The organism is Arthrobacter sp. TmT3-37 (genome assembly GCF_054510835.1).
In genome coordinates this window covers 38,898-51,036 of the sequence record NZ_JBTNDU010000016.1, presented here as the reverse complement: position 1 = coordinate 51,036, position 12,139 = coordinate 38,898, and the positions used below count along the sequence as shown (strand labels likewise).

At 67.8% G+C, this 12,139-nt stretch carries 12 protein-coding genes; 2 read left to right on the top strand and 10 right to left on the bottom strand.

The features are described 5' to 3' along the window. The first annotated feature begins 168 nt into the window (after positions 1–168). Positions 169–591 carry a MarR family winged helix-turn-helix transcriptional regulator gene (locus ACX80U_RS16085; RefSeq protein ID WP_244185929.1) on the top strand — a complete coding sequence of 141 codons (423 nt, stop codon included), beginning with the start codon at positions 169–171 and terminating at the stop codon, positions 589–591. Here ACX80U_RS16085 and dnaB read toward each other — a convergent pair. The 6 genes from dnaB to ACX80U_RS16055 form a co-directional block, all read right to left on the bottom strand. Continuing rightward, positions 588–1,964, bottom strand: a complete 1,377-nt coding sequence (dnaB, locus tag ACX80U_RS16080) for a replicative DNA helicase (protein WP_133079958.1) — start codon at positions 1,962–1,964, stop codon at positions 588–590. The genes ACX80U_RS16085 and dnaB overlap by 4 nt on opposite strands. Positions 1,965–2,683: 719 nt before the next feature. Continuing rightward, entirely contained in the window at positions 2,684–3,133 is a 450-nt protein-coding gene (gene rplI, locus ACX80U_RS16075; protein WP_133079959.1) for a 50S ribosomal protein L9, read from the bottom strand. 17 nt (positions 3,134–3,150) lie between these two features. Then, the gene (gene rpsR / locus ACX80U_RS16070) at positions 3,151–3,390 is read right to left on the bottom strand and encodes a 30S ribosomal protein S18 (RefSeq protein WP_005273147.1); all 240 of its coding nucleotides are present in this window, start codon (positions 3,388–3,390) and stop codon (positions 3,151–3,153) included. Positions 3,391–3,497: 107 nt separating this feature from the next. Beyond that, the gene (locus tag ACX80U_RS16065) at positions 3,498–4,061 is read right to left on the bottom strand and encodes a single-stranded DNA-binding protein (RefSeq protein WP_133079960.1); all 564 of its coding nucleotides are present in this window, start codon (positions 4,059–4,061) and stop codon (positions 3,498–3,500) included. 60 nt (positions 4,062–4,121) lie between these two features. Continuing rightward, on the bottom strand, positions 4,122–4,427 hold the full coding sequence (gene rpsF / locus ACX80U_RS16060; RefSeq protein ID WP_043442549.1) for a 30S ribosomal protein S6: 306 nt from the start codon (positions 4,425–4,427) through the stop codon (positions 4,122–4,124). Positions 4,428–4,586: 159 nt separating this feature from the next. Beyond that, on the bottom strand, positions 4,587–5,864 hold the full coding sequence (locus tag ACX80U_RS16055; protein WP_459269151.1) for a M18 family aminopeptidase: 1,278 nt from the start codon (positions 5,862–5,864) through the stop codon (positions 4,587–4,589). Positions 5,865–6,103: 239 nt separating this feature from the next. Between ACX80U_RS16055 and ACX80U_RS16050 the strand changes: the two genes are divergently transcribed. Then, entirely contained in the window at positions 6,104–8,095 is a 1,992-nt protein-coding gene (locus ACX80U_RS16050; protein ID WP_459269150.1) for a coiled-coil domain-containing protein, read from the top strand. 160 nt (positions 8,096–8,255) lie between these two features. On the opposite strand, the gene ACX80U_RS16045 is transcribed toward ACX80U_RS16050, so the two are convergent. From ACX80U_RS16045 to ACX80U_RS16030, 4 genes are read right to left on the bottom strand one after another with little or no spacing between them, the layout of a single operon-like run. Then, the gene (locus ACX80U_RS16045) at positions 8,256–8,960 is read right to left on the bottom strand and encodes a response regulator (RefSeq protein WP_459269149.1); all 705 of its coding nucleotides are present in this window, start codon (positions 8,958–8,960) and stop codon (positions 8,256–8,258) included. Next, positions 8,908–10,230 (bottom strand): sensor histidine kinase, encoded by a 1,323-nt coding sequence (locus ACX80U_RS16040; RefSeq protein ID WP_459269148.1) that lies wholly within the window; start codon positions 10,228–10,230, stop codon positions 8,908–8,910. Before ACX80U_RS16040 ends, ACX80U_RS16045 begins: the two co-directional genes overlap by 53 nt. Positions 10,231–10,251: 21 nt before the next feature. After that, positions 10,252–11,139, bottom strand: coding sequence for an ABC transporter permease (locus tag ACX80U_RS16035; protein ID WP_459269147.1), 888 nt, complete (start codon positions 11,137–11,139; stop codon positions 10,252–10,254). Positions 11,140–11,141: 2 nt separating this feature from the next. Beyond that, positions 11,142–12,089 (bottom strand): ABC transporter ATP-binding protein, encoded by a 948-nt coding sequence (locus ACX80U_RS16030; RefSeq protein ID WP_459269146.1) that lies wholly within the window; start codon positions 12,087–12,089, stop codon positions 11,142–11,144. Positions 12,090–12,139: the final 50 nt, after the last annotated feature.

The following is a 12,139-nucleotide window of genomic DNA, read 5'->3' as shown; positions in this document are numbered from 1 at the left end:
CCCTTCGTCGTCCCCGGCACGCCCCTCGCCCCGAACCACCAGGAGCGAAGGGAATCCCCTGGACCACCCGATGATAAGCCTGCTGTCTATTTGGGGTGAAGTTGTCTACAGTAAGTAGTAGGAACAAGCGCATCCACCGCGTACAACCGAGGGGAAGGACACGCAATCGTGCCGGAGTTGAACGATTGGTCGACCAGCCGCCTGCTTACGACCGCGGCCCGCATCGTCGAGCACTCGTGGAACGAGAAGCTCCTGAGCATCGGCATCACGCACGCCGGGCTGACCACGCTCGGAGTCCTCGAGCGGGAAGGCACGCTCACGGGCGTGCGTCTGGCCCAGCTCGTCCACGTGCAGGCGCAGACGGTCGGGCGCACCCTCGACCGCCTGGAGAAGCGCGGCCTCGTGACGAGGCTCCGCAACACCGCTGACCGCCGCAGTCAGCGCATCACCATCACATCAGCAGGCATGAAGGCGCTCGAGCGTGCCAAGAACATCGAGCACGAGCTGATGGCCGAGGACGGACTCGCGTCGGAAGACCTGCGCGACCGCCTGAAGACCGTCATCAACGAACTCGGGCCCAAGAAGGACTAGTAGCCCCCGCCGTCCGCCGCCATGTTGTTGAAGCGCGAGTAGTGGCCCTGGAACCCGACGACAAGGGTCTTGGTGGGGCCATTACGATGCTTGGCGACGATGACATCGGCCTCGCCGGCACGCGCTGACTCCTTGTCGTACACATCGTCCCTGTGCAGCAGGATCACCATGTCGGCATCCTGCTCGATCGAACCGGACTCGCGGAGGTCGGACACCTGGGGACGCTTGTCCGTGCGCTGCTCGGAGCCTCGGTTCAGCTGTGACAGTGCCACCACCGGAACATTCAGCTCCTTGGCCAGCAGCTTGAGGGCACGCGAGAATTCCGACACCTCCTGCTGACGGGACTCGACACGCTTGCCCGACGACATCAGCTGCAGGTAGTCCAGCACCACGAGCTTGAGATCGTGCCGCTGCTTCAGGCGGCGGCATTTCGCACGGATCTCCATCAGCGACATGTTCGGGCTGTCGTCGATGAACAACGGTGCATCGTTCATCCGGCCCATCGTGGTCGCGATCTTGCCCCACTGCTCGTCCTTGATCGTTCCCTTGCGGAGGTCCTGGAGCCCGATCGTGGCCTCGGCGGAGAGGAGGCGCATCGCGATCTCGTTGCGCCCCATCTCGAGCGAGAAGAACACCGTGGTCATGTTGTGCTTGATGGCGGCCGAGCGGGCCCAGTCCAGTGCGAAGGTCGACTTGCCCATGGCGGGGCGCGCGGCGACGACGATCATTTGACCGCCATGGAGACCCTGGGTCAGCTCGTCGAGTTCGTAGAACCCGGTGGGGACGCCGGTCATGCCCTCTCCGCGATGACCCGCGGACTCGATCTCGTCCACCGTCCCCTCGATGATGTCCTTCAGCGCGACGTAGTCCTCCGCGGTGCGCCGCTCGGCGACCGCGTAGACCTCGGCCTGCGCGGCATTCACGAGGTCGTCCACCTCGCCGTCGTTGGAGTACCCGAGCTGGACGATCTTCGTGCCGGCATCGACGAGACGCCGCAGGACGGCGCGCTCCCGGACGATCTCCGCGTAGAACCCGGCATTGGCCGCCGTCGGGACGGACTGGATCAGCGTGTGGAGATAGGCCGGGCCACCGATGCGCGAGATCTCCCCGCGCTTCGTGAGCTCGTCGGACACCGTCACGGCGTCCGCTGGCTCCCCGCGCCCGTAGAGATCGATGATCGCCTCGTAGATGCTCTCGTGGGCGGGACGGTAGAAGTCCAGCCCCCGGAGCACCTCGACGCAGTCGGCGATGGCGTCCTTGGAAAGCATCATCCCGCCCAGGACGGACTGCTCGGCGACGAGATCCTGGGGAGGGGTACGCGAGAAGTCCGGCGTACGAGTGTCCGATGAAGTATCTGCATGTGCCAGGGACACTGAAGGGCCTTTCTCCTGCTGTCAAAGCGGTGGTCGCCGCAGCGGTCACCGGATGCCCGGGGTGGGTCTGACAGGTCAGGCCTATCACCCGTCACCCTCACTATTGGGAATCACCCGCTACGGTAGCCCTCTCTGCGGAGGGAGCAAAGCGCTATCCCCACAGGGGCTGTGGGTAAGTGGACTTAAGCTGTGGATTACGCGGCGTATCTTGTGCACAGGATGGGGAGAAACCTGTGGACAACAATAATTCTCGTCAGCAATAGGGCCTCTGACCTGCGGAAACGTTATCCCCGGCCTGTGGATCTGAGGGAATATCAGGAGGTGCTCCGTCCACAGGGTCGCTGTTGACAAGGTGCCCGAAAGCACTTCCGGATGTCTCTCAAAGGGACATATCCCCAGCCGGTCACGGAGGCGTCGGCCGGAATCCGCACCAGCGCGCGCCGGACCGGGCGTCCATGCCGGTAGCCGTACCCAATAGTCCGCTGCCGGTCCCCGGGGAGTAGCCGCCTCGCCGTCCATGAGCCCTTCATGCCGCTGCCGCCATGTCTTGCGTAGGTGCTCGGACAGTCCTTCCAGGGCTGCGGAGGACGGCGCGGAGCGCCCGGGACGGTCGCACTCGCGAGGCAGGCGCGGGGATGCTCGGGCAGGGCGCCACTGCCTCCAACGACAGGAAGCCCCCGCTTCCGCGGGGGCTTCCTGATGGATCCGTTTCGCTGGCGCTAGCTTGCGACGACGTCCAGGTCGATCACAGCTGCCACGTCCTCGTGCAGACGGACGTTGGCCTGGTACGAACCGACCGACTTGATGTGAGCCGGGAGTTCGACCTTGCGCTTGTCGATCTTGCCGAGACCGGCGGCCTCGACGGCCTTCGCGACGTCGTCGGCCTTGATCGTGCCGAACAGGCGGCCGGAGCCACCAGCCTTCACGGTCAGGGTGACGGGCTTGGCCGACAGAGCGGCGGCCTGGCGCTGGGCGTCCTCGAGCGATGCGTGCTCGCGGGCGGAACGGGCAGCCTTGATCGACTCGACCTGCTTCTCGCCACCCTTGCTCCACATCAGGGCGAAACCGCGGGGCAGAAGGTAGTTACGTGCGTAACCGTTCTTCACCTCGACGACGTCGCCTGCAGCACCGAGACCGGTGACTTCCTGGGTCAGAATGAGCTTCGACATAGTGTGTGTCCCTTTCCCTAGCCGCGGCCGGCGCCGGAGTACGGCAGGAGAGCGACTTCGCGGGCGTTCTTGATTGCCTGGGCGATCTTGCGCTGCTCCTGCACGGTCACACCGGTGACGCGACGGGCACGGATCTTTCCGCGATCGGAAATGAACTTACGCAGCAGGGCTACGTCCTTGTAGTCGATGACGGTGACGTCAGCGGCCTTCAAGGGGTTGGACTTTGGTTTGGGCTTACGGAGTTCAGCCTTAGCCATCGTGGTGCTCCTTTTTCTGTTGGAGCCCGCAGAACGATTCTGCGGGATGGGAACTGCCAGTCACAGGAGTGACTGCGGCAGGGGTCCCGGGAACGGGACCCTGCTGCCTAGAAGGGAGGCTCGGAGTCGGGGCCGTTGCCCCAGCCCTGCGAATTCCCGCCCGAGGGTGCACCCCAGGGGTCTTCCGCCGGCTGTTGGGCCTGCTGGCCTCCACCCCAGCCCGAACCGGAGTTCGAGCCGCCGGAGTTACCGCCGAAGCCGCCACCGGAGTTACCACCGGAGTTGCCGCCGTTCCCGCCGCCGGAGCGCTGGGTACGGGTGACCTTCGCGGACGCATAGCGCAGGGACGGACCGATCTCGTCCACCTCGAGCTCCATGACGGTGCGCTTTTCGCCTTCTTTGGTGTCGTACGAACGTGACTTAAGTCGGCCCTGGGCAACCACGCGGGTTCCCTTGGTCAGGGTCTCGGCGACGTTCTCCGCGGCTTCACGCCATACCGATGCTCGGAGGAACAGCGTTTCGCCGTCCTTCCAGTCATTGGTCTGGCGATCGAACGTACGAGGAGTGGACGCGATGGTGAAGTTGGCAACCGCCGATCCCGACGGCGTGAACCGGAGCTCGGGATCGTTGGTGAGGTTGCCGATCACCGTGATGACTGTTTCGCCTGCCATGGTGCCTCCTTGAGTTCCTACCCGCCGGAGCGGGATGGATGGATGAGGGATCTGCCGAGACTACTCGGCGGAAACCTTCTGCTCCTCGGGGCGGATGATCTTGGTGCGCATGATCGTCTCGTTGAGGCTCAGCTGGCGGTCGAGCTCGGAAGCCACGGCCGGGGTCGCGGTGAAGTTGACGACGGCGTAGATGCCCTCGGTCTTCTTCTGGATCTCGTACGCAAGGCGCCGACGTCCCCAGATATCCACCTTGTCCACGGTGCCGCCGCCGTTGCGGACGACATTCAGGAACTTCTCGAGTGTTGGGTCGATGGAGCGTTCCTCGACGTCGGGGTCGATGATTACCATCAATTCATATGCACGCATGTGTGAACCCACCTCCTCTGGGCTGAACGGTCGCGGTCTTTCCGCAACAGGAGGTTCTTTAGCGTTGATCCGGCCGCCGTCAGCGGTATTTACCACCGACCGGCTGTGGCACGGACGTATCAATGTTACCGGACGATCCTCCGCGGACGAACACGAGCCCTACAGGCCGCCGCGGAAGAAGGCCGTGGTGGCCTTCGCGAGGTGACCGGGATCCTCGACGCCGCACAGTTCACGCGCCGAGTGCATGGACAGCAGTGGCGTCCCGACGTCGACCGTGCGGATACCGAGGCGTGTCGCTGTGAGGGGACCGATGGTGGAGCCGCACGGCATGACGTTGTTGGAGACGAACTCCTGGTAGGGCACACCGCTCGCCCGGCACAGTGCGGCCCAGTAGGCGGCGCCCGGTGCATCCGTGGTGTACCGCTGGTTGGCGTTGATCTTGAGCAGTGGTCCCCGGTTGAGCACGGGCAGGTTCGCGGGATCGTGCCGCTCCGCGTAGTTGGGGTGGACCGCATGGCCGGCGTCCGCCGACACACAGAACGACGACGCGAGGGCACGCAGGCGCTCCTCCGTACCGGCCCCGAGTCCGAGTGAGATGCGCAGGAGGACGTCCTCGAGGAAGGGACCGCTGGCGCCCGAGCGGGAGCCGCTGCCCACCTCCTCGTGGTCGAAGGCCGCCAGGACCGCGATGGGCCCGTCGGAAGGACCACCGGCAGCGTCGATCAGCGCCGTGAGCCCGGCATGCACGGACGAGAGGTTGTCGAGTCGTCCGGACGCGAGGAATTCCCCCTGCGCGCCGAAGACACGCGGTTCCTGGGTGTCGGCGACGACGACGTCAAAGCCGCCGATGTCGTGCGGATCGATGCCCGCCCGGGCGGCGAGCAGTCCGAGGAGGTCGGCCTCCGCCGGGTCGCCGAGGCCCCACACGGGGTTCATGTGCCGCTGCTTGTCGAGCGCCAGCCCGTCATTGACGGCTCGATCCAGATGGATCGCGAGTTGCGGGAACCGCAGCAACGGCCCAGTGGACACCAGGTGCTCGCTGCCGTCGTGCAGCGTCAGGCGGCCCGCGAGCGCGAGTTCCCGGTCGAGCCACGAGTTCAGCAGCGGGCCTCCGTAGACCTCGACCCCGGCCTGCAGCCAACCGTGTCTTCCCGTGGTGGGCTTCGGCTTGAGTTTGAACGACGGCGAATCGGTGTGGGCGCCGAGGATGGAGAACGGCGTCGTGGGGCCGGCGTCGTCGGGGACGGACCATGCGATCAGCGCGCCGTCCCGGATGACGTAGAAGCGACCTGCACCGCCCTCCCAGGCGTCCTGCTCCGTCTGCCGGCGGAATCCTGCGGCGGCGAGCCGTCGCCCGGCCTCTGCCACGGCGTGGAAGCTCGACGGGGACGCCGCCACATAGGCGCCGAGGTCCTGGATGTGCTCTGGAGTGCTCATCCTCCGATTCAATCAGACCCTGGTCGCAGCACCCCGGCGGATCGCTGCGCCGGGCGATGCCCGTGGCCTGTCGGCCACCGCCCGTTCCTGCAGTGATCGCGCGGTACCACGTAGGAAACGGGACGGGGAACGAGTATCAGAGGGGAAGGTCGGGTACTGGATACCGTGTCTCCGCGCAACCGATCTCCGTAGATTCTGGACGTCACCCCCACGTTCCCTTCAGGTCTCCAGGAGTAGCCTTGCGCGATATCAACGCGACATCAGTCCTCATCCGCCGCGTTGCGAGCGCCGTCATCCTGCCGGGAGTCCTGACCAGCATGCTGGTCCTCGCCCCGCAGGCGTCGGCCGAGTCCGCCCCTGTAGCGGGCATCTGCAACGGTGTGACCAACCAGCTCGCACACCGCGGGAACGCGCAGCCGAATCTGCTCAAGGCCGCGGCGAAGCAGAACGCGGAGCGGATCGCGACGCTGACCGCCGAGCGGACCGCGCTGGTCACCACGCAGAACTCCCTGACCGCGCAGGTGACGACAGCCGAGACCGAGATCGCCGCACTGGACGCGCGGTACGCCACACTGGTCGGGCAGATCGACTCGGTGACGATGTCGCTGACCAGGCTGGAGGCGGACAAGACGACGATGACGGCGGCGATCGCGGCAGCGAACACCGAGCTGACGGCGCTGCAGGGGCAGAAGACGGCGCTGGTGGACCAGGTCACGCCGCTGCAGGCGCAGCTCACCGCTGCACGGACCGAGCTCGCCGGCCTCGACACGAGCAGGACCCAGGCTCTCGCCGACAAGGCGGCCCAGGAGGCCGACCTGGCCGCTGCCAGGGCCCGCCTGGACGGCGCGACCGCCGCGGCGACGACGGCGCAGACCACGGTCGACGGCCAGGTCGCCGCGATCGAGAAGGGCACCGAGGAGCTGGCCGTTCTGGTCGCCCGGGGCGACGCGGCGCAGGCGCTGGTGGATGCGGCGGAGAAGAAGCTGGCGGATGCGCGGCTCGCACTGCCGGTGCTGGAGACCGCGGCCAGGACTGCTGACACCGATGCCGCCGGGGCGACCGCCACGGTGGTCAGGTCCGAGGAGAACCTGCGCCTGGCCGAGCAGAGCGTCACGACGCTCACCCAGCAGATCGGCACCATCGAGGCCGGCCTCCCGGTGCTGCAGGCGGAGATCGCGGGTCTGCAGGGTGACATCACCACCAGGACCGCGGAGATCTCCGCGAAGCAGAAGGAGATTGCCGCCGCCTCCGCGACGCCCGTCGCCGACGCCGCCGCGCTGCGGACGCAGCTCGCCACCCTCGAGGCCGAGCTCGCAGCGATCAAGGGCAACGCGGACAAGAAGAAGCAGGAGCTGAACGCCGCGATCACCGCCAAGAAGACGGAGATCGCCGCCGCGGAGCTGGCCGCCGCGAACAAGACCGCGCTGATCACCGCCCTGAACGGTGACCTGACCACGCTGCAGGGTCAGCTCGCGACGCTGAACTCGTCGCTGTCGGCGAAGCAGCAGGAGAGCAGCAATCTCCAGCAGCAGCTGCCCGGCCTGCAGACCAGCCTGGCCGGGGCCAACGGGCAGGTCACCTCGGCCGCCGACTCGCTGGCCGACGCCAACGCCGCCCGGGCCGCGGCGAACACCGCCCTGACCGACGCCGACGCTGCCGTCACCGCGAAGAAGACGGAGCTCGCGGCTCTGGAGGCCGCGCTTCCGGGCCTGACCGGGGACGTGACCACGGCGAAGGCAGAGATCGTGCAGAAGCAGGCTGAGCTCGAGGCCCTCGAGGACGCTCTCCCCGGCCTGCAGGCAACCCTCACCGCAGCCGACTCCGCGGTGACCAAGGAGACCGCCGAGGTCACCCGCCTCGACGGAGAGGTCGCCAGGCTCGGAACGACCCTCGCCGGCCTCAACTCCTCGATCACGGCCGCGGAGAACGCGATCCTCTCGCTGCAGAACCAGCTCACCCCACTGCAGACCTCGCTGAACACGCTCACTCGGCAGATCAGTGAGAAGGAGGCCGCTCTCACCACCGCCAAGGCGGACCTGTCGAAGGTCGACGCGCAGATCGTCGCCCAGTCCGCGACCCTGCGGACGCTCGAGAGCGCCAAGAAGGTCAACCGCGAGGCGGTCGCCGCCCAGAAGGTCGTCGTGGCCGGCCTGCAGGCCCAGTACGCCGCGGTCCTCGACCGGATCGCCGGCATCGACAGGACGATCACTCTGGGCGGGTGCCTCGCCTGATCGACCGCTACACCGAAGCGCCCCAGGAGACGATTCTCCTGGGGCGCTTCGCTCTCTGCCTGCGATGCTCAGCTCGGACCAGGCACCCACGACCTCCTGCACGATATTGGCCGAGGAACCCCGACCCCTTCCCTGGCCCGGCCGCAGGGCCCGGTGGGTGTCAGTGCGCCGGTCCCGGCACCACGATCCCGTTCTCGTACGCGTACACCACGGCCTGGACGCGGTCCCGCAGGTCCAGCTTGGTCAGGATCCGCCGCACATGCGTCTTGATGGTGGCCTCGGACAGGAAGAACCGGGCCGCGAGCTCGGCGTTGGACAGCCCCCCGGCAATCGCCTCGAGCACCTCGCGCTCCCGTGGCGTCAGCTCGGTCAACCGCCGGTCCGGCACCCTGGTGGCCGTCTGTGCCGGCGGCAGTGACCGGACGTAGGTCTCCAGCAGCCGTTGCGTGACGCGGGGGGCGACGACGGCGTCACCGCTGGCGACCACCCGCACGGCGTGCACCAGGTCCTCGGGGGCCACGTCCTTCAGCAGGAACGCCGAGGCTCCGGCCTGCAGGCCCGCGAATGCGTACTCGTCCAGGTCGAACGTGGTCAGGATGATGATGCGCGAACGGGACCCCGACGCCGTGATCTGCCGGGTGGCCTCGATGCCGTCACCCTGGGGCATCCGCACATCCATCAGCACGACGTCCGGCATCAGTTCCGCGGCGAGGCGGACCGCCTCCGTGCCCGTGGACGCCTCCCCCACGATCTCGAGGTCCGGCTCGCCTTCGAGGATCAGCCGGAAACCCATCCTCAGCAGTGGCTGGTCGTCAGTGAGCAGAACCCTGATGGGCGTGCCCGGCGTGCTGTGCTGCGTGGTCATCTTTCTCTTTCCCCCGGTGGTTCCCCGCTCCGCCGTCGGCGTGGGGGACTGTCAGTCGTGCTTCGACGATCCAGCCACCCGACGGGCGGCTGCCGTATTCGACCGAGCCGGCATAGATCGCGGCACGCTCCCGCATGCCGGCGATGCCCTGCCCGGACCCGAGGGAGACGACCGGCCCCATGGCACCGCGGCCGTCGTCGGCTACGCGCAGGTGGACCGCATCTCCCGTCCTCGCGATCGAGATGTCCACCAGCGTAACGCCCTTGCCGTAGCGCAGGACGTTGGTCAGGGACTCCTGCAGGATCCGGTACACCGTCAGCTGGAACGCGGGATCATCGGGCAGCCGGGGACCGCTGGTGGTCACCCGGAGGGGCAGCCCCGCCGCACGGAACCCGTCGAGCAGCTGCGCCAGGGAGCTCGACGCGGGAAGCGGCTCGAGCGATCCGCTCGCGGCCTCGGCACGGAGCACCCCGAGGACGCGCCGCATGTCGGCGATGGCGGTCCGTCCGGTGCCCGACAGTTCACGGAGCACGGAGACGGCGCGGTCCGGGTCGCGCTTCATGACGACGGCGGCGCCGTCCGACAGCGCCACCATCACGGTGAGGGAGTGGGCGACGACGTCGTGCATCTCCCGCGCGATCCTGTTCCGCTCGCCCGCGGAGGCCAGTTCGGCGTTGCGGGTGGCCCACTCGCGCAATTCGCTCTCGTGCTCGCGGTCGCGCCGGACCGTGATGCCCACCCCGACGGCGATCGCCAGGAACATCACCACGAATCCGCTGAGCAGCCAGATGATGCCGGGAGCCTCGGCGAAGGTCGACACAGGGATGAGGAACAGGGCACCGACCGAGAAGACCGTCGCGGAGCACGCCGCCACCAGCGCCTTCCGGAGCGGATACGTCGCCGCGACGGTGTAGAGCGCGAACATCGTCGCGATCCCGCTGCTGCCCTGGCCTTCGGTGAGCATGCTGACGGGCACATCGAGTACCGAGACGAACGCGAGGACGAGGATCGGACGGTCGCGGCGGAAAGCGAGCGCGCCCGCGGCGAGGACCACGCCGGGGAGGGCGAGCCAGTTGCCGTCGCCGAAGATCAGCAACAGTGCCGTGGGGAACGAGAGGAAGAGGAACACCACGACGACGACGGCGTCCATGGCCCGCGGGTGCTTGCGGAAGAACCGCCGGAGGGGGCCGAGCCGACGGGCGTTGAGCTCGGTGAAGGAGACCGCGGCCGTTCGTTCCGCGGCCTCCTTCACCGAGAGCCTGTCATTCATGGCGCCGGCTCATGAGGGGTGCTAGACATCCCGCTTCTTGGCGACGACGAGGGCCAGGACAAGCAGCACCAGGGCCCAGGCGCCCATGACGAGGCCACCCTCCCACTGGGTCAGCGCATCCTCCGCCGTCGTCACGGCGACCATCTGCGTGCCCGCGTCTCCGGGGAGGAACCGCGCTGCATCCGGGATCCAGTCGGCGAGCCCTGAGATGAGCTGCACGATGATCGGCAGGACGAAGAAGATGCCGACCGCCGTCACCACGCCTCCGGCCGTGTTGCGCAGCAGGATGCCGATCGACATCGAGATCACGGCCACGAGAGCGAGGAAGGTCCCGGTGTTGATGACGCTGGCGAAGACGCCGTCCTCCGTGAGGGCGAAGTCGAGATCCTCTCCCCCGAGGATGGGCTGGGCGACGAGGTAGGACATCAGCGCGCTGCCGAAGCCTACGACGAAGGCGACGGCTGCGACGATGGCGGTCTTCGCCAGGAGGGCAGGGGTGCGTTTCGGTACGGCGACCATCGTCGAGCGGATCATGCCCGTGGTCCATTCCGAGGCGATGAGGACCACCGCGAGCGACGCGATGAGCAGTTGCCCGAACACCAGGCCCGACGACGGCGTCGTCAGGGCTTCGAACGCCGCACTTCCCGGGCCTTCCGTGGGTGCCCGGAACTCCGCCGGCACGCTCGGATCGCCGACGGACTGAGCCATGACCGACAGGGACCAGGCGAAGAGCGCGGCGAGCCCCACCATCACGACGACGGTCGAGACGATGAGGATGACGGTCGAGGGGACGGTGGTGACCTTGATCCATTCGGACTTCAGGACCCGCCCGAAGTTCACGCCCGAACCGGCATCACGCGTCGGCCGCGGCCGCTGCTGGGTGGGGGCGGGTGAGGTCGACGTTGCCATGGTCAGCGTCCTTCCACTGGTGCGGCAGCCTGGGCGGCGGTCGGGAGGTCGTGCGAGTGGTACTCGACCTCGGTCTGGGTGAGCTCCATGTAGGCGTCCTCGAGGGACACCTGGAGCGGAGTGAGTTCGTAGACCAGGACACGCTCCCGGAGGGCGATCTCGGCGATGCGGCGCGGTTCGACGCCGGTGATCTCGACCAGTTCCGGCTCGAGGACCTGCGAGGACACTCCCTCGCCGGCGAGGCTCCCGAGCAGGTCCTGCGGCCGGTCGGCCCGGACCCGCACGCGCACCTTGCCCTGGCCGTCGATGATCGACTGGATGGGGGCGTCGGCGATGATGCGGCCACGGCCGATGACGATGAGGTGGTCGGCGGTCAGGGCCATCTCCGACATGAGATGTGAGGAGAGGAAGACGGTGCGGCCTTCGGAGGCGAGTCCCCGCGCGAGGTGGCGCACCCACTGGACCCCCTCGGGGTCGAGTCCGTTGACGGGCTCGTCGAGGATCACCGTGTGGGGGTCGCCGAGGAGGGCCGCCGCGATCCCGAGGCGCTGCCCCATACCGAGGGAGAAGCCGCCCACCCGCTTCCTGGCCACGGGACCGAGTCCCGTGAGCTCGATGACCTCCTTGACCCGGCTGTTCGGGATGCCGTGCGTCGCGGCCATGGCGCGGAGGTGGTTGTAGGCGGAGCGCTTGGTGTGGACGGCTTTCGCGTCGAGCAGCGCACCCACTTCGCGGAGCGGGGCGCGGTGCTGCGCGTAGGGCTGCCCGTTGACGGTCACGCGGCCGGCGCTCGGGCTGTCGAGGCCCACGATCATGCGCATGGTGGTCGACTTGCCGGCGCCGTTCGGGCCGAGGAAGCCCGTCACCTTGCCGGGCTGCACGGTGAAGGAGACGGCGTCGACGGCGGTCTTCGCGCCGTACCGCTTCGAGAGGGCCTGGGCCTCGATCATGGGGCGTCCTTTGGCTGGAGGTGGTTCGGGGCCGTCCCGCTACTCCGGGC

Excerpts from the sequence above, each read along its gene's own strand:
- rplI (WP_133079959.1), bottom strand. The coding sequence starts at position 3,133 with ATGTCGAAGCTCATTCTGACCCAGGAAGTCACCGGTCTCGGTGCTGCA.
- rpsR (WP_005273147.1), bottom strand. The coding sequence starts at position 3,390 with ATGGCTAAGGCTGAACTCCGTAAGCCCAAACCAAAGTCCAACCCCTTG.
- ACX80U_RS16065 (WP_133079960.1), bottom strand. The coding sequence starts at position 4,061 with ATGGCAGGCGAAACAGTCATCACGGTGATCGGCAACCTCACCAACGAT.
- rpsF (WP_043442549.1), bottom strand. The coding sequence starts at position 4,427 with ATGCGTGCATATGAATTGATGGTAATCATCGACCCCGACGTCGAGGAA.
- ACX80U_RS16055 (WP_459269151.1), bottom strand. The coding sequence starts at position 5,864 with ATGAGCACTCCAGAGCACATCCAGGACCTCGGCGCCTATGTGGCGGCG.
- ACX80U_RS16045 (WP_459269149.1), bottom strand. The coding sequence starts at position 8,960 with ATGACCACGCAGCACAGCACGCCGGGCACGCCCATCAGGGTTCTGCTC.
- ACX80U_RS16040 (WP_459269148.1), bottom strand. The coding sequence starts at position 10,230 with ATGAATGACAGGCTCTCGGTGAAGGAGGCCGCGGAACGAACGGCCGCG.
- ACX80U_RS16035 (WP_459269147.1), bottom strand. The coding sequence starts at position 11,139 with ATGGCAACGTCGACCTCACCCGCCCCCACCCAGCAGCGGCCGCGGCCG.
- ACX80U_RS16030 (WP_459269146.1), bottom strand. The coding sequence starts at position 12,089 with ATGATCGAGGCCCAGGCCCTCTCGAAGCGGTACGGCGCGAAGACCGCC.